This is a genomic window from Akkermansia sp. GGCC_0220, from assembly GCF_017566105.1.
GTDB classification, from domain to species: domain Bacteria; phylum Verrucomicrobiota; class Verrucomicrobiia; order Verrucomicrobiales; family Akkermansiaceae; genus Akkermansia; species Akkermansia massiliensis.
Genome location: NZ_JABFCI010000006.1, coordinates 90993 through 115445, shown reverse-complemented (window position 1 = coordinate 115445; position 24453 = coordinate 90993). Strand labels below are relative to the sequence as shown.

Sequence of the window (24453 nt, the reverse complement as noted above, 5' to 3'; positions counted from 1 at the left end):
GTCTAGTGTCCCTTGTGGTTGATGGAAAAGTATCCGCCTGCATCCGGCGTGATTTGCCCTGCAATTTGCATTCTGGACAGAAGCGGCGTAATGGCGCATGCCGGTTTCCCCAGTGAGGCGCAGAGGGTGTCAATGGTATTGAAGCCCATCCTGACGGCATGGAGGATTTCCTTTTCCTCCGCAGTGGGAGGCAGCGGAGGTGCAGCGGCGGAAAGGGAGGATGGGGAAAAAAGGGGCAGACCCTGTTCCGGGGCGGTCCATTTCATGTCATGCAGGATGTCGGAGGCTCCGGCGGCCAGCGTGGCTCCGTCCCGGATGAGGGCGTGGCAGCCGTCGGAGGAATGCCGGTCAACCGGGCCGGGAATGCAGAAGACCTCCCGTCCCTGTTCCCCTGCCGTCCGCGCCGTGATCAGGGCTCCGCTGCGTCCGGAGGCTTCCACCACCAGCGTCGCGCGGCTCCAGCCGCTCACGATGCGGTTGCGCATGGGAAAGGTGGTGCGGGAGGGGGGCAGCTCCATCGGGAATTCGGAGACTACCGCTCCATGGCCGTCCGCAATGCGCTGCGCCAGGTTTCTGTTTTCCCATGGATACAGCTTGCTGAGGCCCGCTCCGATGACGGCGACGGTGCGTCCTCCCGCATCCAGGGCTCCCGTATGGGCCTCCGTATCCACGCCGCGCGCCAGTCCGGAAATGACGGTTACCCCGGCCTCCGCCAGGTCATGAGAGACGGTTCTGGCGCATAGCCTGCCGTAGTGGGTGGCCATGCGTGAACCGACGACGGCGATGGAGCGTTCGGAATCCCCCGCGGTCCAGGATCCCCAGGAATAAAGGACGATGGGCGCGTCCGTCAGCTCGCGCAGGGCGGCGGGATAGGAGGCGTCAAAGACCGTGGTGACCGTGGCCCCCGCCTTATCCGCCAGTTCCAGCTCCCGGTACGGATTGACGATGCTCCGCCAGGATGAGATGTGGCGAGCCAGCTGTGCCCCGATGCCGGGAATATCCATCAGCATGGAGGCCGGAGCTTCCAGAACCAGTTCCGGAGAGGCGAATACCTGCATGAGGCGCATGACCCTGACAGGGCCCAGCCCCGGTATCAGGTTCAGGGTTATGGCGGCTTCCCGGGGCGTCATGAATAAGGGGTCAGTTCCTGGTAAACGTCCAAATGGGCCTGAATCATATCCTCCATCTTGTAAGGGGAGGGTATGTGACGGGGCAGGGGAGGGGGCTGGGCGTACCAGCGGGAAAGCAGGGCAGCCATGGATGAGGTGTCCCCCACGGCGATGTTTCCTTCCGGCAGGAAGGCGTCCAGTTGTTCCTTGACTCCGCCGTGGGCGTACCCGGCAACGGGTCTGCCCAGGGCGAGCGCCTCAAGGGTTGATTTGCCGAAGGCCTCCGGGCTTTTGGTCAGGGAAAGAGTGACGGAACAGGTGGAAATGATGTCCCGCAGGTCCTGGCGGTGGCCGGTCCAGGTGAAGGCGTGGGAGACGCCGGCCCGCTCAATTTCCCGGAGGACTTCGTTTTTATATTCTTCCTTTCCCTTTTTGGTCTCTCCCACGATGACGGCGTGGGCCGGAATTCCCCGTTCCAGAAGCTGTCTTACAATGGGAATCAGGTCCAGCTGCCCTTTCAGGCGCGTGATGCGGCCTGGCAGGCACAGGGTGAATTTTCCCTTGAGCTCGGGATAGGACATATGCCAGCCCGTGAGCCATTCCCGGGAAGGGGAGTAGTCCGGGTGGTGCTGGTCCGGGGAAATGGCATTGGGGATGATTCTGATATGGTCCTCGGGAGTGGACGGATAATGGGTGAGGATGTAGTCCCGGATGCAGTTGGAAACGGCAATCACCCGTTCCCCCCGGCTCATGATGGCGGAGTACCGGTTGACGGAGTAAAAGCCGTGCACGCTGGTGACGAGGCCGGGCCTGTCTTCCGGCGGCAGTTTTTTCCATGCCAGGTAGCCTACCCAGGCGGGAACGCGGGAATGAAGATGCAGGATGTCCGGCCTGACGGCCTGGAGCAGGGCGCGGAGGGCGCCGATGCGGAAGAAGGTGGCGAGGCTTTTTTTGCCGATCGGCATCAGGATGTGGCGGGAGCCTTCCTTTTCCAGCCGGGGAATCAGGCGTCCGCCGCCGGAGACGACGATGTTTTCCACGCCCCGGGCGGAAAGGCCGCTGCCCAGTTCCATGACGACTTGTTCCACGCCTCCGGATTCCATGGAGGGGACGAGATGCACTATTTTCATAAAGCGTGGAGTTGGGGAAAGAATCTGGTGAGGATGTAGTCTGCGGCGCGGTCCGCCTCCAGAAGGGGGGCTCCGGGCGCTGCCAGGCGGAAGCCCTGCTTTTTCCAGTCCCGGTATCCGGTGACCAAGCCTTCCTTTTCCAGCATTTCCAGGCCGGACAGGATGCGGGATTTACGGTTGCCGTGGCGGCGGGGGACAGCCAGGACGCCTACGGGCGCCCCCGCGCCCAGCGCTTCATATACCATGGAGACGCTGTCCTGGCTGACCCAGGTGGCGGAGGCGTGCGCCAGATGCCGCGCTACCCACCCCGGCTGCGTTTCCTCCACTGGAACGACGGTGATCTCCGGAACGGCCGTCTGGATTTTCTCTGCAAAGCCCGTCGGCGTCCGGCGCGAGGTGGTCAGCACGATGTTGCCGGGGGTGTTGATGCTGATGTCCGAGAGCTGGTTGAGCATGGCTTCGTCATCCCAGTCAAAATCCTTGCTGGGACCTCCGATGAGGATCAGGGTGATGTCCTTCGGGATGGAGGGATCAGGCCTCATGGGGTGAAGCGCTCCATGGGTGGGAAAGATGCCCGTATCCGTATAGTCGCGCCCGGGGCGCAAGTCATGGCGGGGAATGAGGCAGAGGTCAAAAAAGGTGCAGGGAAGCGTGGGCTTCATGCAGAGGACAGCCCGGGTCTTGAAATGATGGCGGGCGCAGATGAGCGGGATGTGCGTGGCGTGTCCGGCGGAGATGAACAGGTCCGGCTGCGGCGTGTCGCTGCCGGAGACGACCTTCCGGATTTTCCCCAGAAGGGAAAGTCCCTGCAGGTCCACCGTTTCCACGGCCCCCCCTGCTTTGGCAATCAGAGCCTGCGCCAGTCCCAGGGACTGGTTGAGATGGCCCTGTTTCCCATCGCTCAGAATCCGGATGTTCATATAGGTCTATTATGAAGCGGCGGCAGGGTGCAGGCAATCCAATTTCCACCGGATTGAAGAAAATTCTTGGTGGAAGGGGCGCTCTTGTCCATGATGCGGGCGTGCTGACGCCGGATCCCGCTGTTATTAAAGATTCCCTGTGCGCCGTGTCCCGGCAGCTTGGGTTTTCCGGCTGCCGGGTGGCCCGTGCGGGAAGGAGCCCGCATGCGGAAAAATTGTTCCAATGGCTGGAACGGGGCTGGCACGCCGGGATGGAATGGATGGCGCGTTCTCCGGAGCGGAGGGCGGACCCTGCGGAGGTGCTTTCCGGCTGCCGTTCCGTCATCTGCCTGTCCTATGACTATGACAGCCCCGCCATGCGTCCGGAGGGGGAGGGAAGCATCTGCCTTTACGCCCACGGAAGGGACTACCACGGAATTCTGGAAGAGAAGCTGGCGGATTTGCAGGAACTGCTTTCCATTTACGGCGGCGAGCAAAAGGGATATGTGGACGCCGGACCCGTCATGGAACGGGACCACGCGGAAGCGTGCGGCCTGGGATGGCGCGGAAGAAGCGGCCTGATCGTTCGCAGGAAGGGAGGCTCGCGCTTTTTCATCGCCACCCTGCTGACCACGCTGGAGCTGGAGCCGGACACTCCGGTCTCCCACGGGTGCGGAAGCTGCCGGCGCTGTGCGGACCTGTGCCCGACGGGCGCAATCATGGAAAACGGCCAGGTGGATGCCGGACGCTGCCTTTCCTACTGGACGATTGAACACCGGGGCTCCATTCCGGAGGAAATACGCCCCCTGGTAGGGACACGGCTGTACGGGTGCGACACCTGCGTGACGGTCTGCCCCTGGAACGGGAAGCCCCTGCCGGAGGCGGATGAACGGTTCCGCATGTCCCGCCTGCTGGCCTCCATTCCGCTGCGCGATCTGCTTGCCCTGGATGCCGGCGGCTTTGCGGACCTGTTCCGGAATTCCCCCCTGAAAAGAATCAAGAGGGAGGGGCTGCTGCGCAACGGCTGCATTGTGCTGGGGAATGCGGGAACTCCGGATGACATTGATTTTCTGAAGGCGCTTTCCGGAGAGTCCTCCCTCGTGGCGGAGCATGCTTCCTGGGCGGTGGAACGCATCCTGCGCCGCCACGGGCGGCATGCATGTTCAAGCGGCGCAAGAGATTAAAAATAGAAAAAATGACGTTTTGCTCTTGTCAAAACCTCAATTTATGGTATCCATCTTGCCCCAAGCAATAGCTCTGCGCGAGGCAGAGAAAAATAACAGCTAGCAAATCCAATCCATTATGGCACGCCTTTTCGGTACAGAAATACCCAACGAGAAGCGCATCGAGGCTTCCCTTCCGTATATTTACGGAATCGGGCACTCGACTTCTAAGAGAATCCTGGAACAAGCAGGCATCAATCCCGACATCCGTACGGGACAGCTTACCGACGAACAACTCACGAAGATTGTTCAAGTGATCACCACTGACGGAATCCTGATTGAAGGTGACCTTCGTCGTGAAAAGCAATCCATTCTCAAGCGTCTGACCTCCATCAACTGCTATCGCGGTCAGCGCCACCGCCGCGGCCTTCCGGTCCGTGGCCAGCGTACCCGCACGAATGCCCGCACCCGTAAAGGCAAGAAGAAGACCGTTGGCGCGCAGGCCAAGAAGAAGTAATCCGCCAACCTGAATTTTACTATATAGCTTTACTATGGCTAGCGAAGAAATCACCAACGAAACCGCCGAAAAGCCCGTGGAAGCGGCAGCTCCCGCTCCCGCTGCTGAAACTCCGGCCGCCGCTGTTTCCGCTCCTGAAGAAGTCAAGAAGCCCGAACCCCGCAAGGACATTTTTGCGGAACTCGGTCTGGGCGGCGATGATGACAAGCCCAAAATCCTGAAGGCCAAGGGCAGCAAGAACGTTTCCTCCGGCGTGGTTCATGTTTCCTCCACGTTCAACAACACCGTCGTGACCGTCACCGACCAGCGCGGCAACGTGATCGGCTGGTCCTCCGCCGGCAAGATGGGCTTCAAGGGCTCCCGCAAGAGCACGGCTTACGCCGGCCAGGTGGTTTGCCAGGACGCCTGCCGCCAGGCCATGGGCCACGGTCTGCGTGAAGTGGAAGTGCGTGTGAAGGGACCGGGTTCCGGTCGTGAATCCGCCGTGCGTGCCGTGCAGACGATCGGTATTGAAATCACCTCCATCAAGGACGTGACTCCCATTCCCCACAACGGCTGCCGTCCCCCGAAGGCCCGCCGCGTCTAATTGAATCCTTTTACCTATAGATCAAATATATCATGGCTCGTTATACCGGTCCCCGCGATAAAGTGTCCCGCCGTTTTGGCGTTGCTCTTTTCGGTTCCACCAAGGCTCTTGAAAAGCGCCCCTTCCCCCCCGGCCAGCATGGCATGCGCGCCGGCCGCAAGAAGAAGTCCGACTACGGCGTGATGCTTGCTGAAAAGCAGAAGCTGCGTTTCCAGTACGGTGTGCTTGAAGGCCAGTTCCGCAAGTATTATGCAGAAGCCGCCCGCCGCCGCGGCATTACCGGCGACATCCTGCTTCAGCTCCTTGAACTCCGTCTGGACAATGTTGTGTACCGTCTCGGTTTCAGCAACACCCGCGCCGGCGCCCGTCAGCTCGTTTCCCACGGCCATATCACCGTGAACGGCAAAAAGACGAACGTTGCGTCCTACTCCTGCCGCCCTGGCGATGTGATCGCCGTCGGTGGAAAGGCCTCCTCCCAGCAGCTGGCTACCCGTTTCCTTGACCTGACCCAGGCCACCGTGGTTCCGGATTGGCTGGAATGCGACCGTGACAAGCTCACGGGCAAGATTGCTCGCGTACCTTCCAAGGAAGAGATTGCTCCCATCGTCAACGAGCAGCTCATCGTGGAATTCTACTCCCGTTAATCTTATTTCCTTCTGGATTTGCTTCAAAACCCCGGTTGCCTTTTGGCGGCCGGGGTTTTGGGCGTTTAAGGGAAGAGGATGGAGAGTTGAGGGTTGAGAGTTGAGGGTTGAGAGTATAGGATGGGGGTATGACGGATGATTTGAGCGGAAGGGGAGTGGCCCTTTTTGATATGGATGGAACGCTGCTGCCCTGGGATACGCAATACGTTTTTTCCTGTTTTGTGCTGAGGCTCCATCCATGGCGGCGCCTGCTGGTGCTTCTTTTCCTGGCCTGCATTCCTCTTTATGTTCTGAGGATATGGGATGAAAACCGGATGAAGAGGGCCTATCTCATTTATTTGTGGGGACTCCCCGCAGAAACGGTGCGGGAGTATGGAAGGAAATTCGGCTCTCTGGCACAGGAATGGATTTATCCGGAACTGAAGGAACGGCTGGAGGAGCACCGGAAGAAGGGGGATCTGTGCCTCATGGTTTCCGCCTCCCCAACCTTTTACGCGGAACCTCTGGGTGAGCTGCTGGGATTTGACGGCGTTCTGGGAACGGACGTGCTTCTGGACGGCCGCATGCCGGCGATGCCGGAATTGCCGAACGGCAACAACAAGGGACAGATAAAGGTGGAGCACCTGCGCGAGCGGAAGGTGCTGCCGGAGCACGGCGTTCTGAATAATGCCGCCGCCTACAGCGACAGTGGCGCGGATATGCCCATGCTGCTTTCCTGCGGGCGAAGGGTCCTGGTGAATCCTTCTCCTTCCCTGAAGGAAGACGAACGCCTGGCCGGGGCGGAATGCCTGTATCCTGCCCGGCCATGGAGAGGAAAGCTTGGCAAGATCTGGAAGATTGCTCTTTTTGTCATGGGGATGGTAAATATAAATGTTAGAAAATCAACGATTAGCTAACTGTGGGGGAGAAAAGGCTTTACATTTGTGACGGAAATGTTTCACTTTCCTTAACAAGGGGGAAAAGATACTTTTCTTTCCTTGTTAGCAAATCAACAATTAATACCCTAACCAAGTAATAGTCATGCAAACCAAGAACATCATCAGTGTTGCGGCAGCTGTGGCATCCTTTGCCGGCGCTGCTCTTGCGGGCACTCCCGTCAAGATTGTTGCTCCGACTCCGGTTCCCACTCCCGTGGCGACTGTCAGCCCGCTGTCCGGCGATATCTACGCCGGTTATGCCTCCAATTACACCAGCCGCGGCATCGTGGCTTCCCACGCCTTGGTGGGAGGGGATAGCGTTATCCCTGCCGGTGTAAATCTGAATTACAAGCTGAGCGACGCCAACTCCATTGTGGGTGCCGCTTCCTACACCTCCCTGACCTCCGGTCACGAGCTGCTTGGCATGAAAGATATTGCTTTCCACAATGAAACCAATTTCAACCTTGGCTGGAAGAACCAGGACGGTTTGCTGAAGAACCTGTCCACCACCCTCGGCTGGAATCTGATTCATGGCGGTCTGCTCGGCAACTTTGCCAAGTATGATTACAGCAACCTCCTTGCAAACGGCGTCGTTGGCCAGCGTCATGCCCACTCCGTGGCTCAGGAATTCTATCTGAACCTGAACTATGACCTGTGCAGCAACTGGTTCGCCGGTGTGACCACTAGCTATGGCTTCCAGGGAATGACCGGATGGTGGTTCCAGCCGTATGTGGGCTGGAAGGCTTCCATCTGCCCCGCCACGGACATCGTGATCACGGGCGGCATGTCTGCCACTGCCGGCTACTTCGACAGCAAGTCCGCTTTCATGTCCAACGGCGCGCAAGCCTGGTGGGTGAAGGCTGAACTGCCTGTCAAGCTGGGCGTGAAGAATCTGGCCGTGGTTCCCTTCGTCAGCTTCAACTGGGCCGGCAACGGCGCCTTGAAGGCTAACAAGGGCGTGGACGCAGGTTCCAAGCCTTACAAGAACTTCGGCGTGGTGGCTGGCGCCAACCTCGTCTATTCCTTCTAAGCCGTCCGGCTTACGATTGAATCATGTTTCAAGAGCGGCGGAGCAATCCGCCGCTCTTTTTCTTTCATGTTCCGGATGGAGGAAGGAGAAATTGCCGATTAAGGCGGGGACTAAGATCCGGCCATTGTTCCTGTTCCGGCCGGTGATGGCTTAGGAAAAGCCGTCACGGATATGGCTGCTGCTGCACTGGCTGGAAAATTTGGGGCAGCGGCAGGGCCGGATTTTTTTATTCCTTGCAGGATGAGCGGCTTGCGGAGGAATTGACTTTCCGGGGTAAAGGAGAATTGCTCCGCTCCTTTTTTGCTTGTTGCCAGAGGCAGTATTTTTATTCAGAATGCCGCGGAACAGGAGTTCCAAGTTTATGAGTTTTTCCTTTTTTTCTGCTCTTGGGGCGGTTCTGGCCGTTTCCATTTCAATTTCCCTGGCGGAGTCACGCATTCCGGATGTTCCTTCCGATCCGCCTCTGAGACCCGTGAGCGGCAGCTTGAAGGCGGGCTATTCCACGAATTACGAATTCCGCGGCCTGATTCCCGGCGGCTGTAATCCCACGGCTCCCTTGCGTCTGGACTGGAGAAGCGACCTGAATGACCGGTATTCCCTGATTCTGGCGTTGAAGGAGGAGATTTTCCTGGGGCATCCGGCGGTTGACATGGAGAATGAGACAATGGCTGATCTTGGGCTTCAAAGGAAGTTCGGGAAGGCCACTTACGCCGCATTATCCTTCCGTGCGAATGACGGCGGTTTGGCGGGGTTTGCCTCCGAACATTTGTTCGGCAACGGTGGGACAACGTATGAAACGGCGCTGATTCTGCGCCATGATCTGGGCTTCCTGCCCGGTTTTTATGCGCAGGGAAGCGCCGCTTATTCCTTTTACGGCATTACGGGCTGGTGGTTTGACATGTGCACCGGGTCGGATTTCCGGATGACGGAGAACCTTTACATGGGTTTCAAGTTCGGCGCGGTGCTGAGTTCCTCCTACTGGCCTTCCGGCAGCAACGGCTGGCAGTCCCTGTACGTCAGGGTGACGGCGAATTACCGTTTGTTCGGGAATATTTTTGTGGAGCCGTTTGTGGGGCTGCACTGGCTCGGCAAGGGAGCCCACGGGGTGAACCGGGTGTATGGGAGAACGCTGGTGAAGGGCAATAGCTGGGTGACGGGCGTCAGCCTGGTTTATAGCTTCTGACCAGTTGGAGGTGTTTCCCCCTCCTGCGGGGAGAGGTCCGCACGCATGCGGACCATGTCAATGCACTGCACGCCGTTGTCCCAGACGGGTTCCGGGTAGTTGTCCGTAAAGTGGTTTTTGACGACGCCTGAAATCCGGAAGCCACAGCTTTCATACAGGGCCATTGGGCCCGGGGAGGCATCGCACGTTCCCAGTTCCGCATATCTTGCCCCCTTGTTCCTGATGATGTGCAGGGCGTGCAGCACCAGAGCGGTTCCGCAACCGTGCCTTCTGTATTCAGGGGCTACGGAACAGTTCATGATTTCCCATGTGTCTTCCCCCGTTTGCCGGATGACGATAGCTCCGGCGGCAGCTCCGCGGCTCCGTGCGACGTAAAGTTCGCCGTGGGCCAGATGGTCCGCTACCTGCCGTTCGTCCGGATCGGCATCCAGCAGAAGTTTCCTGAGAGGAGGGGGCGGAGGCCACACGGCTGTTTCCTGCGCCACATGGAAGGCAGGGGCCATCATTCCGCGCGCATGAAGATGATGGAGTCCGCCAGCAGTTCCCCTTGCAGGCTGTCCCCCTGGATGACGACGGGCTGGCCGGAGGTGATAAGCCCTTTTTCCTTCAGCAGGTTCAGAGCGGTGGAGATCATGCGGGCCGGGTCTTTCAGGAAGGGGGATTCAAAGGCGGTCACGTCGCGTGCCAGCGCGAGCTGCCGGACGACAACGGGGTCATTGCTGAAGGCGAAGATGGGGGCCCGTTCCGGCCTGAGGACGGCTGCCTGCGTGGCGGCCAGGCCGCGGCGGGTGAAGATGACCATGCAGGCGTTTTCCACGGAGTCCGCCAGGGAGATGGCTGCCTTGGTGGCTTTCTGCCTGTCTCCGTTCAGGATGGCGGAGGCGGCAAAGTTAAGGTTGCCGGAGCGCTCCATGCGGTGCGCGATGGAGTCCAGGACCTCCACGCAGCGCACGGGATAATGGCCTACGGAGGTTTCTCCGGAGAGCATGACGGCGTCCGCCTGTTCAAAGATGGCGTTGGAAACGTCCGTGACTTCCGCACGGGTGGGGGTGGGCTGCGTGATCATGGATTCCAGCATGTGCGTGGCGACGATGCAGCGGCGCCCCAGCCTGTGGCAGTGGCGAATAATGCGGCGCTGGATGATGGGAAGTTCCTCAATGCTGACTTCGATGCCCAGATCGCCGCGCGCGACCATGATGACGTCTGCGGCCAGGATGATGTCGTCAATGTGGCGGATGGCCTGCTGGTCCTCGATTTTGGCGACAATCTGGGCCCTTCCTCCAAGGTTGTCGATATGCTCCCGGAGCTGGGCGATGTGGGCGGCGTCCCGGACGAAGGACATGGCTACGTAGTCCGTCTCGCATTCCACGGCTACGGCCAGGTCCGCCAGGTCTTTTTCCGTCAGGGCGGGGAGCCGCAGCGCCACGCCGGGGAGGTTGATGTGGCGGCGGGAGCCGAATACTCCTTCCGTGAGCACCTTGCAGATGAGCCTGTCCGGGCGCACTTCCTCAATGCGCATGAGAATGCCTCCGTTGTCCACCACCATCGTATGGCCTACCTGGACGTCCTGCAGGAGCCCGTCATAGTTCACCGTGGTGGAGAAGGGGAGTTCCGGCTTGGCCGTGCTCAGGCGGATTTCCAGCGTGTCCCCTTTTTTCAGATGGTAGGGTTCGGGCAGGTCCCCGGTGCGGATGGACGGCCCCTGGAGGTCAAAGAGAATGGCTATGTTCGCCTGCAGCTCCGCGGCTTTCCGGCGGATGCGGAAGACGACTTCCCGGACCCAGTCGTGTTTGGAGTGGCTCATGTTGAGCCGGAAAACGTTGGCTCCGGCTTCAATAAGCTGGCCCAGCATGTCGGAAGTGTCTGTTGCTGGTCCAATGGTGCAGATGATTTTGGTGGCGCGGGGCCGGGAAGGTGTGCTCATGGTCTTTGTCAGTGCCCATACTGTATCCTACGGGACGTTCAAATGAAGTTTTTTGTGGTACATGGCAGGATTGTTGCATGTCACGGAGCGGATGCGGGAGCATACTGGCGGCATGAAGCAGATCAGGGTTGAATTGATCAACACCGGGACGGAAATTTTACTGGGGAGCATTGTGAATACGAATGCCGCGTGGCTGGGCAACAGGCTGTTTGAGGCCGGATTCCGTGTGGAGAGGGAGACCGTGGTTCCCGACGGCTATGCCATTAACGAGGCCATGAGGGAGAGCGCCCGGCGGGCGGATATCGTGATTGTGAGCGGAGGCCTGGGACCGACGAGCGACGATGTGACCAGAGAAGCCCTGTGCGACGTGTGCGGCGTGGACATGCACCGTGACGAGCAGGTGGCGGAGAGGTTGAAGAGCTATTTTGAACGCAGGGGAATTTCCATTGCGGAATGCAATTTCAAACAGGCCATGGTTCCGGACGGTGCCGCGGTGCTGGAGAATTCCAACGGCACGGCGCCCGGCCTGGTGATGCCTGCCAGCGGTTCCCTTCCCATGTTCATCCTGCTGCCCGGACCTCCGTCGGAGTTGAAGCCGATGGTGGAGCAGTCAGTGATGCCGCTTCTGGAAGATCTGGCGGATGAGGATATTCCGCATCTGCGCGTTTTCCGGCTGGTAGGAATCGGGGAGAGCGACCTTCAGGAGCTGGTGGATGATTCCCTGCACCAGGTGGAGGGACTGGAGGTGGCGTATTGCGCGCGCATCGGAGAGGTGGATGTGCGCCTGGTGGGCAGTGAAGTGGCGCTGAAACAGGGGGAGGCGCGCCTGCGCATCCTGGCAGGAGCGTATGTGCTGACTCCCGCGGGAGTATCCCTGGAGAAGGCGGTGGTGCTCCATCTGGCGGAACAGGGGTTGAAGGTGGCGACGGCGGAGAGCTGCACCGGCGGCCTGATTGCCAAGAGGATTACGGATGTGCCGGGTTCCTCCGGCGTTTTTGAGTTCGGCTGGGTGACTTACGCTGACCGGGCAAAGACGAAGATGCTGGGGGTGCCGGAGGATATCCTGAAGCTTCACGGAGCGGTAAGCGAACCCGTGGTGAAAGCGATGGCGGAGGGGGCCCTGGACCGTTCCGGTGCCGATGTGGCGGTTGCCGTCAGCGGCATTGCGGGGCCGGGAGGCGGCACGCCGGAAAAACCTGTGGGTACCGTATGGCTCGCCTGGGCTTTCCGGGGGGGAGAGACGCGGACGGAGATGATGCTTTATCCGAGGGACCGAGGGTCTTTCCGGCAGATGGTTTCCCAGAAGGCCCTGGCGGGGCTTCTGGACGCCAGAAGAAGGGAGCAGGTTACGGAATGAGGAACCATACGGGGAGCACTCTGGCTTCATGTAGCCCGCTGATGAATTCAAAGATGCCGATGAACCAGATGAACCACAGCGCGTCCACGATGTTGTGCGTGAAGGTGGCAGGATTGACGGAGTAGGTTGCGGGCGGCGGCTTCAGCCGCGATAGGGAGGGAATGAAGGAGGGGACGCTCCGGCAGTAGTTCCGGTAGGCGTCTCCGAAGAGGGAGATGAGCCGTTCCTGTTCCTTCCTGATGACGGACGGGTAGTAAATGCCGAAGGCCAATGCCGTCAGCAGGGGGATCGTGAAGGTTTCCGTGGCGCACGCTACGCCTATGCCGCCGATGAAGCTGAAGAAGTAAAGCGGGTTGCGGCACATGGAGTACGGCCCTTCAATGACAAGGACGTTGTTTTTATAACCAGCAATGTAGAGGGAGCACCAGATGCGCCCGAAGGCGCCTATGCCGGCCATGAAACAGGCCAGGAGCATGAGGCTTTCTTCTATGAGCGGGGACATTTCCCACCGGGATTCCCCAAAGAGCAGGGCGCAGCCGATAGCCAGGCCGAAGAGGAGTGAGATGAGTGTGCGGAAGCGCTCGTTGAGTGATTTTGCGTGGGCTTGCATAATGCTGAATAAAGGGTAATGGAAAGATGTTACGGCCTCCGGCAATGGCGTGAAGATGTTTTCCGTGACGTTTCCGTCACCCGCCCGGCGAATGCAAAAGAGGCTGTACGCATTAGCGTACAGCCTCTTGAAGAAAAAATGGGATTCCGGAAATCAGGCGCGCCTGCGGCGCAGCATCAGAGCTGCCAGCCCCAGCAGGCTGAGGGTAGCCGTGGCGGGTTCCGGCACGGCGCCCGCTACTACGTATTGCACCTTGACGTCTCCGTTTTCCGTGTAGAGGTAGTATTGGCCCTGATAGTCCGCTGCATTTCCTTCCATGAGGCCGGAGGCCTTGGTCAGCGCGCTGCCGTCTTCAGCGGTAAAGTCCCCCAGGGAGATGGAACCGCCGTCAAAACCGGCGGAGGTGACCAGCGTACGGGTAACGAACTGGAATTCTCCCACAGTCAGGTCCGTGGATGTGGTGGCCAGCAGTCCGGAGACGGAGAAGCTGGACGCGCCCCATATTTTCTGGTTGACGTTCATGATGCCTCCAATACCGAAGACAAGCCGTGCGCCATTGCCGCCGGGATCAATGCCGCAGACGGTGAGGTTGAGGGTTCCGTCAAGGGTGATGTCACTGCTTTTGAAGTCCACTTGCCCGAGGTTGAGAGTGGAACCGGAGCCGACCGTTACATTCCCCGTATAGCGGGTGCCGCCGACGGTAACGTTGCTGTTGCCCGTAACGGTGATGCCGCCGCCGTCGGAGGTGTCCACCATGGCGCCGTTGACGTTGACGGTTCCGGCATTGTTGAAGATGACATCCGGGCCCTGGCCGTTGCCGCGGCTGGGAATGCCGTTGCTCCAGTTGCCCGCGTTGCCCAGTTCATAGGTGTTGCCTTCCGTAGGTCCGGCCCCACCGGTCCATTCCGTGACCATGCTGGCGGCATGGGCGCAAACGCACAATCCGCAGAGCAGGGCGGCGATAGATAAGGTTTTTTTCATATTAAAACAGAAATGACTTGATAAATAAGCCCAGAAGAGACGCTGGCGCTACAATGAGGCTACCGGATTTACAATCCGTTACGGATTATAAACGGAAAAATGTCCATCTCCCCGCAAGAAGCACCGCATGCCTTGCGGCAATTGAAATACGTGTGCCCGTCAGGACGTACCGGCTTCCAGGAAAGAGAGTTCGCTAACGCTCCCTTTCAAATTCAGATGCCGCAGATGTCTGCGGCACTCCTCGCCGGAGTTCGGCAACTCCGGACGGTTCCCCATTTTATGTAAACAGCTCCCGATAGGCGAAGGAATGCCGTCGCAAGTTCTTTTCCCTTAGAATCACAGCTTGACTCCGGATTGTAAATCCGCAGAAAATTGAAGCGCGGAAGGGATTCATTAGTTTTCCTGGTCGTATTCATCCGCTTCACGGGTGGAGAAGCGCATGAGCTCCGCTTCAAAGTGGAGCGGCACGTCCCCGGTGGGGCCATTGCGGTTTTTGGCCACGTGGAGGTTGGCCCGTCCGGCCATCTGCTGGCGTTTTTCCTCATCTTCCGCATAGTAGGCGGAGCGGTAGAGCAGGCCGATCATATCGGCATCCTGTTCGATGGAGCCGGATTCACGCAGGTCGGAAATGCGAGGGACGCCCAGGCTGGCGCCCGTCCGGCTTTCCGGGCCGCGGTTGAGCTGGGCCAGGACGATGACGGGTACCTTGAGTTCCTTGGCCAAAGCCTTGAGTCCGGAGGAGATTTCCGCGACTTCTCGTTCACGGCTGTTAACTGCCTGCTTGGAGTGGGAACGCATAAGTTGCAGATAGTCCACGCCGATGGCGGCTAACCCTCCCTGATCCCTCATAACTCGGCGAGCCTTGGCCCGGAGTTCGTTGATGGAGATGGCAGCCGTATCGTCAATGACGAGTTGAGATGCACCTACTTCCTTGACCGCTTGCTTGAAATGTTTCATTTCCAACTGTGTCAAATTGCCGCGCTTGATAATTTCCGCACGCCGCACGCCGGAACGGGCAAAGAGAAGGCGTTCTACAATTTGGACCGCGGGCATTTCACAGGAGAAGAGCAGGGTGGGCTTTTTTTCATTGAGGGCAATGTGTTCTATGATATTGAGCAGGAATGAAGTTTTCCCCATGGAGGGGCGTGCTGCTATAATGAACATGTCTCCCGGTTTGAGTCCGTTACTTTTTTTATCCAGTTCTTCAAAGCCCGTGGTTAGCCCCTGGATCTGTCCCTTGCTGGCGATGAATTTTTCAAAGTTGGTGACAGCCTGCTTGAGGACATTAGCCAAGCTTTGTTCATCTTTGGCGCTAGTATAGCGCTCTCGTATCTGAAAGATGTTAGTTTCTACGGAATCCAGTAATTCTGGCACATCTTCTGGATTGTCAAAAGCTTGCGTAGTAGATTGTGTGGCGATCTTGATGATGGAGCGCAGAATAAATTTATCCTTCAGGATATTGAGATAATGCTCAAAGTAGGCCCCCGTGGTGGTAAAAGTGTAGATTTCCGCCAAGCCTGCACTTCCTCCCACAGCTTCCAACTGGTGCATGTCTTCCAGGGTTTGGGTAATGGAGACGATGTCAATGGGTTGGTTTTTGTTGTAGCGGGTTTGAAAGAGATTCCAGAGTAGTTGATGAGCCGGCAGATAGAAATAGTCTTCCGTTATGCCGATGGTGATGCACTGGCCTATGTAGGTAGCAGGATCCATGGTCATGAGGGCAAGTACGCCTTTTTCTGGCCCTGGTGCCTGGGGAATATCTCGGACGTCCAGTGCCATAGCTTTGCGTGGAGCCTTGGTCATTTCCAAAGGGGAGTTAGCGTTATTGGTATCCGTGGTGTCCATGACGATGCTAGTAGAAGGAGGTAACCGGCAGAAAAGAAATAGCACAATGGAGGGGGCCGGGCAAATACTAACCATGGGTTAGCAAATTCGGTTCAGAGAGGCGTGTTGCCTACTTATTGTTATTTTCCCGTTCCTTCCTCAGTCTCAACTGGCCGCAGGCGGCGTTGATGTCATGGCCTTTTTCATACCGCATGGTAACGGGGATGCGCGCCTTGTGGATGGCGTCCCGGAAGGCGCGGCAGCGGCTCTCCGCAGGGCGTTGCCACGGGAGCCCCTCCACAGTATTGTATGGAATGAGGTTGACCTTGGCGTGCAGGCGCTTGGCGATCCGGACGAGATGGGATGCGTCGTTCAGGGAGTCGTTCACGTCCCGGATGAGAATGTATTCCAGCGTGGGCATCTGGTTCTTGTCCTTCCCCCATTCCTCCAACGCGGGAATGAGCTGGGAGAGGGGCCATTTTTTGTTGACCGGCATGATCTGGTCGCGCACCTCGTCCGTGGCTCCGTGCAGGGAGACGGCCAGACGGATTTGCCTGGGATAGGCGGCCAGTTTTTTCAGGCCGGGAACGAAGCCTGACGTGGAGATGGTGATGTGGCGCGCGCCTATTTCCAGCCCGCGGTGGGAGGTGATGATTTCCAGGGCGTCCTCCAGGTTGTCGAAGTTGGAGAGCGGTTCCCCCATGCCCATGAAGACGAGGTTGTTGACCCGTTTTCCGGCGATGGCTTCCGCAGAGAGGATTTGCCCGATGATTTCCCCGGTCGTGAGGTTGCGTTTGAGGCCCAGCAGGCCGGAGGCGCAGAATTTGCAGCCGAAGGCGCAGCCCACCTGGGAGGAAACGCAGAGGGTGATGCGGTCCGCCTGTTCCCCGTTTTCCGCAGCGGCGGCGGGAATGATGACGGATTCCACCAGACTGCCGTCTTCCATTCTGGTCAGGAATTTCCGTGTGGTGTCCGCAGAGCCGTGGATTTCCACGATTTCCGGTGTGTGGAAACGGAAGTTTTCCGAAAGCAGGTTTCTGAGCGCCGGGGGAAGGTTGGTCATCGCGTCAAAGGAGGTGACGCGTTTGCGCCATATCCAGTCCAGGACCTGCTGGGCACGGAATTTGGTGTGGCCGCGTTCCGTCAGGAAGGCGAGCAGCTTTTCCTCCGTCTGGGCAGTAATGAGGGGAAGAGAGGGCATGGGGTTGAACGGACCCGTTACAGCAGGGAATCCACGTAGCGGTCCCGGTTGAAGGGTTCAAAGTCTTCAGCTCCTTCCCCGGTTCCCAGAAAGGCAGGGGAGATGTGCATTTCATCCATGATGGCTACGGCCACGCCGCCTTTTCCGGAGCCATCCATCTTGGTGATGATGACGGAGTCCAGGGGAGTGGCCTTGTGGAATTCCCTGGCCTGGGCCAGGGCGTTCGCGCCCGTGGTGGCGTCCACCACCAGCAGGGTGCGATGGGGGGCCGCTGCATCCTGCTTGGCGAGGGTGCGGCGGATTTTGGAGAGTTCCTCCATAAGGTTGTGGCGCGTGTGCAGACGCCCCGCGGTATCGCAGATAAGGTATTGGAAGCCTTCCCGGATGGCCTGAGTGTGAGCCTCATAGCAAACGGAGGCCGGGTCCTGGTTGGGCGCTCCCTTGTAGATGGGAATTCCCAGCTTGTCCGCCCAGCTCTGGAGCTGTTCCACGGCGGCGGCACGGAAGGTGTCCGCCGCGGCCAGGAGAACGCGGGAGCCCTGTTTTTGCAGCAGGTGGCCCAGTTTGGCGGCGGAGGTGGTTTTTCCCGTGCCGTTGACGCCTACGACCAGAATGACCAGCGGCTTTCCCTCCGGAGGAGCGGGCAGGGACGGAGCGGTAGCAGGAAAGGCCTGGCAGAGGACTTCACGGGTGGCTTCCACCAGGTTTTCCGCATCCAGTCCCTTGCTTTCCCTCAGTTGGTCCGCAATGTTCATGGCGCGCCGGATGCCGATGTCCGCAGTAACCAGGTCCGCTTCCAGTTCATCCCAGTCTATCCGGGAACCGCGGGAGAATTTGGTGAAGAGTTTTTTAAAGAATCCAGCCATGGTACAGGGTAGTGGTTACGCCGGGCGTTCCGTTTTTGAGATGCCGGCCAGCACGCCGTTGACGAAGCGGGGGGATTCCGCGGAGGAGAAGCGTTCCGCCAGGCGGATGGCTTCCGAGATGACGATGGGGGCGGCCAGGTCTTTGCGGTGAAGGAGTTCGTAGGCGCCCAGGCGCAGGATGGCGCGGTCAATGGCGCTGACGCGTTCCGGAGAGTAGTTTTCCAGGGTGCCGTTGATGGCGGCGTCCAGTTCGTCCCGGCGGCGCAGAATGTCTTCCCCCAGGGCTTTGGCTTCACGGTAGAGTTCATCCGCATCCTTTCCGGCTTCCACCACTTTTTTCATTTCCGCCAGGGAGGGGCGGCCGTCCGGGTGGATGAGGCAGTTGATGCGGTCGTTGATTTCCTGGAGCTTGTTGCAGGAGGAAACAAGGGGAGCCCAGATGCCGTTGTAGGCAGGAAAGTCCTTGAGGGCATCCAGCAGGCGGCGGCGCATCTGCATCAGGGTGGTGTTGAGTTCCTGCGCGGCGTCACAGGCGGCGGAAAGCGCGCCTTTGTCATTGGAGGGGTCTTCGTACAGGGTTTTTTTCAGTTGGAGCAGGGAGGCGTTGAATTCCCCTTCCTTGACCAGCAGGTCTTGGAGCAGGTCGCGGACGGGCAGGGTGAGGGGGTCGTGCTGAAGCTTGTCCGCCGTTTCCCGCGCACGGGTGACGAAGAGTCGCAGCTTGTCCGGATAGTCCCGGGTCAGGTGGCCGGAGACGGCCTTGGCCCTGAGCTTGCAGTAGTCCCCGCGGAAGGGTTCCATCAGGATGTCCCAGATGCCTTCGTCCTGTTCCTGCTCCGCTTCCGGAGTCTGGGAGGTGGCGTAGAGGTATTGGAGGGCTGCTTGTCTGATTTGGTTGCGTGAGAGCATGGCGGTAGAGAAGAGAGAGGGAGGATGTGCCTTATTGCCGGGAGAGGGAGTTGAGGAAGAGTTCCGCCATGCGGGCTGCGGTGCGGGCCGCTTCCCGGCCGCGGTTGAGCTGGGAGGCGATGCAGCGGGCAAAGGCCTGCTTTTCATCGTTCAGGAGAAGGACTTCATGAATGACGGGCGTGGTGAATTCCAGCGCGAGCCGCATCAGGGCCTGCGTGATGGTGGACCCGATGAGGTCCGCGTGGTCCGTGCTGCCGCGCAGGATGACTCCCAGGGCCACCACGGCGTCCGGGCGTTTTTCCGGAGAGCGGGAGAGGACGGATTTGATGGTGACCGGGATTTCAAAGGCTCCCGGTACGCGGATGATTTCCAGCCGGACTGCGGGGAGCACGGCTTCCAGTTCTTCCGAGCAGTTGTCTACCAGGGCCTGGGTGTATTGCTCATTGTATTCCGAGGCGACGATGCAGATTTTGGCGCGCGTGCCCGTGGCGCGCTGGCGGCGTGGAAGTTCCGTGGACATGGAGGGATGGGATGGAGTGGGAGTTTACAGGATGTGGCCCAGCTTGCATTTTTTGGTAGCCAGGTATTTGCTGTTTTGTTCGTTGGGGGGGATGACGAGGGGAACCTGTTCCGTGATTTTAATGCCGAAGCCTTCCAGCCCCACGATTTTCCGGGGGTTGTTGGTGAGCAGGCGCAATTGGTCCGCTCCCAGGTCATGCAGAATCTGGGCGCCGATGCCGTAGTCGCGAAGGTCGTCCGGGTAGCCGAGCTTGAGGTTGGCTTCCACAGTGTCCAGCCCCTGTTCCTGGAGCTTGTAGGCCTTGAGTTTTGCCGCCAGGCCGATGCCGCGGCCTTCCTGGCGCAGGTAGAGGAGCACGCCGCCTTCCTGCGCAATGCGGCGCATGGCGGTGTGGAGCTGGCTGCCGCAGTCGCACCGGCGGGAGCCGAAGACGTCCCCCGTAAGGCATTCGCTGTGCACGCGCACCAGCGTGGGCTTGTCCGGGGAGATTTCCCCGTGCACCAGGGCCAGGTGAAGGGCTCCGTCCAGATGGGATTCATAGAGGTGGCAAATGAAGTCGCCGTAGTCCGTGGGCATCTTGACGGTTTCCACCAGGCGTATCTGCTTTTCCTTGGCCCGGCGGTATTCGATAAGCTGGGCCACGGTGCAGGCTTTCAGGCCATGTTTTTTCTGGAAGCCGCCCAGGTCGCCGGTGCGGGCCATGGTGCCGTCTTCCTTCATGATTTCACAGCAGACGCCGGCAGGCTGGAGGCCCGCCATGCGCACGAGGTCGATGGTGGCTTCCGTATGGCCGGCGCGGCGCAGCACCCCGCCGGGAACGGCTCGGAGAGGGAAGGTATGGCCTGGCTGCACAAAGTCATTGACGGTGGCCTTGGGGTCCGCCAGCGTGCGGATGGTCAGGGCGCGTTCCGCGGCGCTGATGCCCGTGGTGATGTCATGGGCCGCATCCACGGAGACGGTGAAGGCGGTGGACATGTTTTCCCGGTTGACGGAGGTCATGAGCGGGAGCTGGAGGGCGTCCGCCCGTTCCGGGGAAAGCGGGGCGCAGACGAGGCCCCTGGCGTGGGTGACCATGAAGTTGATGGCTTCCGTCGTAGCGAATTCGGCGGCAATGATGAGGTCAGCCTCGTTTTCACGACCGGGGTCGTCCGTAACGATGATCATCCGTCCCTGCCGTATTTCTTCCACGGCTTCGTCAACGGTGCAGAATTGAAGTTGGTTGTCCATAAAGGGGATGAAAGGAGAGGAGGTTATTTTTGCTTTTTGGCCCAGGAGTCCTTAAGGGCCACGGTGCGGTTGAAGACGGCGCGTTTGCCTGGTAAATGGTCCCTGCGGTCCGCCACAAAGTAGCCGAGGCGTTCAAACTGGCAGCGGAATTCAGGTTCCGCTTCAGCCAGGGATGGTTCCAGCTTGGCGTTCGTGATGACGGTCAGGGAGCCGGGATTCATGACGGAGAGGAAGCCTTCTTCCGCGGCATCCGGGTTTTCTTCCGTGAAGAGGCGGTCGTAGATGCGGATTTCACCGTCCACGGCGTCCCTGGTGCTTACCCAGTGGATGGCCGCCCGGCACTGGATTCCTTCCGGAGGGTTGGAGCCGATGGTGCCGGGGATATGCTCGCAGAAGATTTCCGTGATGTTTCCGTCCGCATCCTGCCGGTAGTCCGTACAGGTGATGCAGTAGCCGCCGCGGAGGCGCACTGTGCGGCCGGGAGCCAGTCGGAAGTATTTCTTGGGCGGGTCCAGCATGAAGTCGTCCTGTTCAATCCAGACTTCCCGGGTGATGGGAAGACGGCGGGTTCCTTCCTCCGGTTTTTCCGGATTGTTCAGCACTTCCGCCATTTCCTCCGCGCCTTCCGGCAGAGTGGTGATGGTTACCTTGAGGGGATTGAGCACGGCCATGCGGCGCGGAGCGTTGGCGTTCAGGTCTTCCCTTACGCTGTATTCCAGCAGGGCCACGTCCGTGAAGCCGTTGAATTTGGTGATGCCTATGGTCTGGCAGAAGTTGCGGATGGCGGCGGGCGTGTAGCCGCGGCGGCGCATGCCGGAGACGGTGGGCATCCGGGGGTCGTCCCAGCCGCTGACGTGCCCTTCCTGCACCAGCTGGAGCAGCTTGCGCTTGCTCATGACGGTGTAGGTGAGGTTGAGGCGGGCGAATTCCGTCTGGCGCGGGCGTGCCGGCACGGGGCAGTTTTCAATCACCCAGTCGTACAGGGGACGGTGGTTTTCAAATTCCAGCGTGCAGAGGGAGTGGGTGATGTGCTCGTAGGCATCCTCCAGCGGGTGGGCGAAGTCGTACATGGGATAGATGCACCATGTGCCGCCCGTGTTGTGGTGTTCCGCGAACATGATGCGGTACAGCACGGGGTCCCTCATGTTCATGTTGCTGGAGGCCATGTCTATTTTGGCGCGCAGAATGGCTTTTCCTTCCGGGATTTCCCCGTTTTTCATGGCCTGAAAGCGTGCCAGGTTTTCTTCCACGGAACGGTTCCGGTATGGGGATTCCTGGCCGGGCACGTTCACGTTGCCGCGCTGGGCGCGTATTTCCTCCACCGTCTGTTCGTCCACGTAGGCCAGTCCCTTGTTGATGAGGGCGACGGCGCATTCGTAAAAGAAATCGAACATGTTGCTGGCAAAAAAGAGATTGTCCCCCCAGTCGAAGCCCAGCCAGCGGATGTCTTCCTGGATGCTGTCCACATATTCCTGGTCTTCCTTGCTGGGGTTGGTGTCGTCAAAGCGCAGGTGGCAGCGCGCGCCCGGAAATTCCTGGGCGATACCGAAATTGAGGCAGATGGATTTGGCATGTCCGATATGGAGGTAACCATTGGGTTCCGGGGGGAAGCGGGTTACCGGTGCCTGATGCTTGCCGGAGGCAAGGTCATCAGAAATCATATCGCGGATGAAATCTCGGCGTTCGGCAGGCTGCAATGACATGGCGAAAATTCTACTACCAAATTTCCTTCTCTGCAAGCGTGTTCACTCGGAATGACATGGGGAGGAATACGGCGGATAAAGAGAGTTTTTTATCTTTTCCCGGAAGGCCCCGGTTATAAAATTTAAATAATTTATATATAGGAATGTTTGGGAATGTGGATTTCTGATGAAGGTTGGCTAAAAAATCCCCAGTCTTTTACTAGGAAAAAATGTTGTCGGCCGCTTCGTCTTGTGTTCAAGGTTCTGAGGAATGGTTGTCAGTTATAGAATATTTTAAATGTAAGATACCTAGGTTAAATTTAAAGTTCAGGAAAAAAGAGGTGGAACGGGATGGTTCGGGAAAGCGGCTGAACTGGAGTTCAATGGGACATCCTTGAAAATTTATGCAGAATAACCGGCGAAAGGAAAGTTTGAAAGACAGGTATTGCAAAAGAATCAAAAACGTGCATATTGAACTCCGGTGAATCTGAATTGTCCACAGTGCAAACGACATATCAATGTTCCTTCCGCTGCGGAGGGTTCCATGGTGAATTGCAGCAAATGCGGCCATGAGTTTCTTTGCGACAGGGAAAAGCTGATCCCCAAGAAGCCTTTTGCCAGGGCGAAGAAGGCCGTTACCGTGCATACCCCCAAAGACCGCCGGGAGGCCATTCAGAGCGCCTTGATGGAAACGGGGCTGATTCAACTGATGTGCCTTTGCGCCTCCCTGGTCATCGCCGCCGGCTGCGTCTGGCTTTTTTACAATGCCTCTTCCGAGATGGACGGGACCTTTTTTCTTTCCATGCTGCAGCAGCCCCAGCAAAAGGCGTTCGCCCTGTTTTTCGCCTGTCTTGCGGGGGGCTTGATGGCCTGCGCCGGACGCAGGCACAAGATTGTTTTCATTTTGCTGGGCTTTCTGGTGGCGGGGGGCATTGCCTCCCTGCCTTTCGTGTATCCGGTCAAACTGAATCCCTCCCTGCTCGGCGGGAAGGAAGCGGTCGCCCAGGCTGAGGAGGAGGAAGGCGTCTCCGGCTTTACCAGCATGAGCCTGGAACAACTGGCCGAACAGAACGCTTCCGTTCAGAATTACGGGGAAGGGGATTTGAAGCCCCTGTTTGCCGCCATTGACCGGAAAGAGGCCCAGGGTGTTCTGGGCGTGTGGGTGGTCGGGGTGAATGCGGCCAACCGGGACATGGTGAAGGCGTATTTGAAGAGGATGGCCCAGTCTGAGGACGAGCCGATTTTTTATGACCGCAAAGGCACGGGCGGCGGCTTGTTCGTTATTACTCCTACTCCCATCACATTTAAGGAGTTTGTGGACGTGGCGGCCAAGATGGGGAACGTGACTTTGCAGGACAAGGAGCGTTTCTTTGTGGAAGTGGTTCTGAACCGGGACAAGTTTGAAGCGCGCCCGGCTTCCGCCGCGTTGCAGGATGAACGCCACCAGTATTTCGTACTGGCCAATTTGAAGGAATTGTCCTGTCTGGACATCCGGCGCGTGATTGCCGCGGCAAAGCGCCTGGCTTCCGTGAAGCCGGACAAGATGCGCCATGAAGTTTCCGCCAAGCTGGTGGAGCTTCTCCGGGAGCCGTGGGGGCGTGATGCGGAGTATGTGACCGCTTTGGCTTCCGCCCTCGTCGTGTGGGCGGAGCCGGATAACGCGGAGGCGCAGCGCGTGGTTTACTATGTGGCTACGGAGTTGAAGAAGGCGGACTGCGAGATTCCTGCCTCTCTGGTCAGGTTTTTGCTGCACGGTCCGGAGAAGAAGAGCTTTGCGCTGCTTCTGGATGAATGGAAAAAGGATCCCCAGAAGTGGGAGGACGAGTGCAAGGCCGTCGGTCCAACCGGGGAAGCCGACATTATCCGGCTGATGAACGAGTCGGACGATTTTGTGCTGAAACGTTCCGCCGCCCGTATTCTTGGGGAAATCGGTTCGGAGACTTCCCTGTCCGCGCTCAAGGCTTTCACCCATGACGCCGACAACGAATTGCGCCTGTGCGCGGAGCTGTCCGTAAACCTGATTGAAAAGCGGCTGGGGATAGATTCTTCCGCGAAGAACCCCCAGTAGGGACGGCATCCGTTTCCGGAAGAGGGCGGGAGGTTTTTTATGCCCGGTCTGATTGGGACGCGTCGCACCGCTCTTTTTTTCAGCTGAATGGTTCACGGGGCCGGAG

General features: G+C 58.8%; 23 protein-coding genes. 9 read left to right on the top strand and 14 right to left on the bottom strand.

Features of this window, described 5'->3' with window-relative positions; genetic code table 11:
• Nucleotides 1-2: 2 nt before the first annotated feature.
• Genes dprA through HJW02_RS06220 form a run of 3 tightly spaced genes read right to left on the bottom strand, consistent with a single transcriptional unit; the run spans nucleotide 3 to nucleotide 3159 of the window.
• The gene (gene dprA / locus HJW02_RS06230) at nucleotides 3-1130 is read right to left on the bottom strand and encodes a DNA-processing protein DprA (protein ID WP_022396503.1); all 1128 of its coding nucleotides are present in this window, start codon (nucleotides 1128-1130) and stop codon (nucleotides 3-5) included.
• Nucleotides 1127-2239: a glycosyltransferase gene (locus tag HJW02_RS06225; protein WP_102722664.1), complete on the bottom strand. Its 1113-nt coding sequence runs from the start codon at nucleotides 2237-2239 to the stop codon at nucleotides 1127-1129. Before HJW02_RS06225 ends, dprA begins: the two co-directional genes overlap by 4 nt.
• Entirely contained in the window at nucleotides 2236-3159 is a 924-nt protein-coding gene (locus HJW02_RS06220) for an ELM1/GtrOC1 family putative glycosyltransferase (RefSeq protein WP_022396506.1), read from the bottom strand. The genes HJW02_RS06225 and HJW02_RS06220 overlap by 4 nt, the downstream gene beginning before the upstream one ends.
• A 53-nt stretch (nucleotides 3160-3212) precedes the next feature.
• Between HJW02_RS06220 and queG the strand changes: the two genes are divergently transcribed.
• From queG to HJW02_RS06185, 7 genes are all read left to right on the top strand, one after another.
• Complete coding sequence (gene queG, locus HJW02_RS06215; protein ID WP_180971042.1) at nucleotides 3213-4322, top strand: tRNA epoxyqueuosine(34) reductase QueG; 1110 nt, start codon at nucleotides 3213-3215, stop codon at nucleotides 4320-4322.
• Nucleotides 4323-4440: 118 nt separating this feature from the next.
• Nucleotides 4441-4818, top strand: coding sequence for a 30S ribosomal protein S13 (rpsM, locus tag HJW02_RS06210; protein ID WP_022396508.1), 378 nt, complete (start codon nucleotides 4441-4443; stop codon nucleotides 4816-4818).
• 34 nt (nucleotides 4819-4852) lie between these two features.
• Nucleotides 4853-5404, top strand: coding sequence for a 30S ribosomal protein S11 (gene rpsK / locus HJW02_RS06205; RefSeq protein WP_022396509.1), 552 nt, complete (start codon nucleotides 4853-4855; stop codon nucleotides 5402-5404).
• Between the two features lie 32 nt (nucleotides 5405-5436).
• Nucleotides 5437-6048, top strand: coding sequence for a 30S ribosomal protein S4 (rpsD, locus tag HJW02_RS06200; RefSeq protein WP_022396510.1), 612 nt, complete (start codon nucleotides 5437-5439; stop codon nucleotides 6046-6048).
• A 128-nt stretch (nucleotides 6049-6176) separates the two neighbouring features.
• Complete coding sequence (locus HJW02_RS06195; RefSeq protein WP_102722666.1) at nucleotides 6177-6944, top strand: HAD family hydrolase; 768 nt, start codon at nucleotides 6177-6179, stop codon at nucleotides 6942-6944.
• Nucleotides 6945-7068: 124 nt separating this feature from the next.
• Nucleotides 7069-7995, top strand: a complete 927-nt coding sequence (locus HJW02_RS06190; RefSeq protein ID WP_022396512.1) for a hypothetical protein — start codon at nucleotides 7069-7071, stop codon at nucleotides 7993-7995.
• 361 nt (nucleotides 7996-8356) lie between these two features.
• Complete coding sequence (locus tag HJW02_RS06185; RefSeq protein ID WP_102722668.1) at nucleotides 8357-9178, top strand: hypothetical protein; 822 nt, start codon at nucleotides 8357-8359, stop codon at nucleotides 9176-9178.
• On the opposite strand, the gene HJW02_RS06180 is transcribed toward HJW02_RS06185, so the two are convergent.
• Nucleotides 9166-9684, bottom strand: coding sequence for a GNAT family N-acetyltransferase (locus HJW02_RS06180; protein WP_102722669.1), 519 nt, complete (start codon nucleotides 9682-9684; stop codon nucleotides 9166-9168). The two genes, HJW02_RS06185 and HJW02_RS06180, sit on opposite strands and share 13 nt — an antisense overlap.
• The gene (gene pyk, locus HJW02_RS06175) at nucleotides 9681-11102 is read right to left on the bottom strand and encodes a pyruvate kinase (protein ID WP_022396515.1); all 1422 of its coding nucleotides are present in this window, start codon (nucleotides 11100-11102) and stop codon (nucleotides 9681-9683) included. The genes HJW02_RS06180 and pyk overlap by 4 nt, the downstream gene beginning before the upstream one ends.
• A gap of 112 nt (nucleotides 11103-11214) precedes the next feature.
• On the opposite strand from pyk, the gene HJW02_RS06170 reads away from it, so the two are divergent.
• Complete coding sequence (locus tag HJW02_RS06170; RefSeq protein WP_180971838.1) at nucleotides 11215-12459, top strand: competence/damage-inducible protein A; 1245 nt, start codon at nucleotides 11215-11217, stop codon at nucleotides 12457-12459.
• Here the strand turns inward: HJW02_RS06170 and HJW02_RS06165 are convergent.
• The 9 genes from HJW02_RS06165 to HJW02_RS06125 form a co-directional block, all read right to left on the bottom strand.
• On the bottom strand, nucleotides 12449-13069 hold the full coding sequence (locus tag HJW02_RS06165; protein ID WP_205597352.1) for an isoprenylcysteine carboxylmethyltransferase family protein: 621 nt from the start codon (nucleotides 13067-13069) through the stop codon (nucleotides 12449-12451). The genes HJW02_RS06170 and HJW02_RS06165 overlap by 11 nt on opposite strands.
• Nucleotides 13070-13222: 153 nt before the next feature.
• Nucleotides 13223-14050 (bottom strand): PEP-CTERM sorting domain-containing protein, encoded by an 828-nt coding sequence (locus tag HJW02_RS06160; protein ID WP_102733168.1) that lies wholly within the window; start codon nucleotides 14048-14050, stop codon nucleotides 13223-13225.
• Between the two features lie 393 nt (nucleotides 14051-14443).
• A complete protein-coding gene (dnaB, locus tag HJW02_RS06155) occupies nucleotides 14444-15895 on the bottom strand; it encodes a replicative DNA helicase (RefSeq protein WP_102721951.1) in 1452 nt (483 codons plus the stop codon).
• A gap of 109 nt (nucleotides 15896-16004) precedes the next feature.
• Nucleotides 16005-17075 (bottom strand): 23S rRNA (adenine(2503)-C(2))-methyltransferase RlmN, encoded by a 1071-nt coding sequence (gene rlmN, locus HJW02_RS06150; protein WP_102721950.1) that lies wholly within the window; start codon nucleotides 17073-17075, stop codon nucleotides 16005-16007.
• Between the two features lie 17 nt (nucleotides 17076-17092).
• A complete protein-coding gene (ftsY, locus tag HJW02_RS06145) occupies nucleotides 17093-17941 on the bottom strand; it encodes a signal recognition particle-docking protein FtsY (RefSeq protein WP_102721949.1) in 849 nt (282 codons plus the stop codon).
• A 15-nt stretch (nucleotides 17942-17956) separates the two neighbouring features.
• A complete protein-coding gene (gene nusB, locus HJW02_RS06140; RefSeq protein ID WP_102721948.1) occupies nucleotides 17957-18850 on the bottom strand; it encodes a transcription antitermination factor NusB in 894 nt (297 codons plus the stop codon).
• Between the two features lie 31 nt (nucleotides 18851-18881).
• A complete protein-coding gene (gene ribH / locus HJW02_RS06135) occupies nucleotides 18882-19370 on the bottom strand; it encodes a 6,7-dimethyl-8-ribityllumazine synthase (RefSeq protein ID WP_022396524.1) in 489 nt (162 codons plus the stop codon).
• Between the two features lie 24 nt (nucleotides 19371-19394).
• Entirely contained in the window at nucleotides 19395-20597 is a 1203-nt protein-coding gene (locus tag HJW02_RS06130; protein ID WP_102721947.1) for a bifunctional 3,4-dihydroxy-2-butanone-4-phosphate synthase/GTP cyclohydrolase II, read from the bottom strand.
• Nucleotides 20598-20620: 23 nt separating this feature from the next.
• Entirely contained in the window at nucleotides 20621-22300 is a 1680-nt protein-coding gene (locus HJW02_RS06125; RefSeq protein ID WP_102721946.1) for a glutamine--tRNA ligase/YqeY domain fusion protein, read from the bottom strand.
• A 523-nt stretch (nucleotides 22301-22823) separates the two neighbouring features.
• Between HJW02_RS06125 and HJW02_RS06120 the strand changes: the two genes are divergently transcribed.
• On the top strand, nucleotides 22824-24347 hold the full coding sequence (locus HJW02_RS06120; RefSeq protein WP_102721945.1) for a hypothetical protein: 1524 nt from the start codon (nucleotides 22824-22826) through the stop codon (nucleotides 24345-24347).
• The last annotated feature ends 106 nt before the right edge of the window (nucleotides 24348-24453 follow it).

Excerpts from the sequence above, each read along its gene's own strand:
- rpsD (WP_022396510.1), top strand. The coding sequence starts at position 5,437 with ATGGCTCGTTATACCGGTCCCCGCGATAAAGTGTCCCGCCGTTTTGGC.
- HJW02_RS06130 (WP_102721947.1), bottom strand. The coding sequence starts at position 20,597 with ATGGACAACCAACTTCAATTCTGCACCGTTGACGAAGCCGTGGAAGAA.
- HJW02_RS06120 (WP_102721945.1), top strand. The coding sequence starts at position 22,824 with ATGGTGAATTGCAGCAAATGCGGCCATGAGTTTCTTTGCGACAGGGAA.
- HJW02_RS06170 (WP_180971838.1), top strand. The coding sequence starts at position 11,215 with ATGAAGCAGATCAGGGTTGAATTGATCAACACCGGGACGGAAATTTTA.
- rlmN (WP_102721950.1), bottom strand. The coding sequence starts at position 17,075 with ATGCCCTCTCTTCCCCTCATTACTGCCCAGACGGAGGAAAAGCTGCTC.
- HJW02_RS06160 (WP_102733168.1), bottom strand. The coding sequence starts at position 14,050 with ATGAAAAAAACCTTATCTATCGCCGCCCTGCTCTGCGGATTGTGCGTT.
- pyk (WP_022396515.1), bottom strand. The coding sequence starts at position 11,102 with ATGAGCACACCTTCCCGGCCCCGCGCCACCAAAATCATCTGCACCATT.
- rpsM (WP_022396508.1), top strand. The coding sequence starts at position 4,441 with ATGGCACGCCTTTTCGGTACAGAAATACCCAACGAGAAGCGCATCGAG.
- nusB (WP_102721948.1), bottom strand. The coding sequence starts at position 18,850 with ATGCTCTCACGCAACCAAATCAGACAAGCAGCCCTCCAATACCTCTAC.
- HJW02_RS06225 (WP_102722664.1), bottom strand. The coding sequence starts at position 2,239 with ATGAAAATAGTGCATCTCGTCCCCTCCATGGAATCCGGAGGCGTGGAA.
- rpsK (WP_022396509.1), top strand. The coding sequence starts at position 4,853 with ATGGCTAGCGAAGAAATCACCAACGAAACCGCCGAAAAGCCCGTGGAA.
- HJW02_RS06180 (WP_102722669.1), bottom strand. The coding sequence starts at position 9,684 with ATGATGGCCCCTGCCTTCCATGTGGCGCAGGAAACAGCCGTGTGGCCT.
- ribH (WP_022396524.1), bottom strand. The coding sequence starts at position 19,370 with ATGTCCACGGAACTTCCACGCCGCCAGCGCGCCACGGGCACGCGCGCC.
- HJW02_RS06195 (WP_102722666.1), top strand. The coding sequence starts at position 6,177 with ATGACGGATGATTTGAGCGGAAGGGGAGTGGCCCTTTTTGATATGGAT.
- HJW02_RS06165 (WP_205597352.1), bottom strand. The coding sequence starts at position 13,069 with ATGCAAGCCCACGCAAAATCACTCAACGAGCGCTTCCGCACACTCATC.
- HJW02_RS06220 (WP_022396506.1), bottom strand. The coding sequence starts at position 3,159 with ATGAACATCCGGATTCTGAGCGATGGGAAACAGGGCCATCTCAACCAG.
- dprA (WP_022396503.1), bottom strand. The coding sequence starts at position 1,130 with ATGACGCCCCGGGAAGCCGCCATAACCCTGAACCTGATACCGGGGCTG.
- HJW02_RS06185 (WP_102722668.1), top strand. The coding sequence starts at position 8,357 with ATGAGTTTTTCCTTTTTTTCTGCTCTTGGGGCGGTTCTGGCCGTTTCC.
- HJW02_RS06190 (WP_022396512.1), top strand. The coding sequence starts at position 7,069 with ATGCAAACCAAGAACATCATCAGTGTTGCGGCAGCTGTGGCATCCTTT.
- dnaB (WP_102721951.1), bottom strand. The coding sequence starts at position 15,895 with ATGGACACCACGGATACCAATAACGCTAACTCCCCTTTGGAAATGACC.
- ftsY (WP_102721949.1), bottom strand. The coding sequence starts at position 17,941 with ATGGCTGGATTCTTTAAAAAACTCTTCACCAAATTCTCCCGCGGTTCC.
- HJW02_RS06125 (WP_102721946.1), bottom strand. The coding sequence starts at position 22,300 with ATGTCATTGCAGCCTGCCGAACGCCGAGATTTCATCCGCGATATGATT.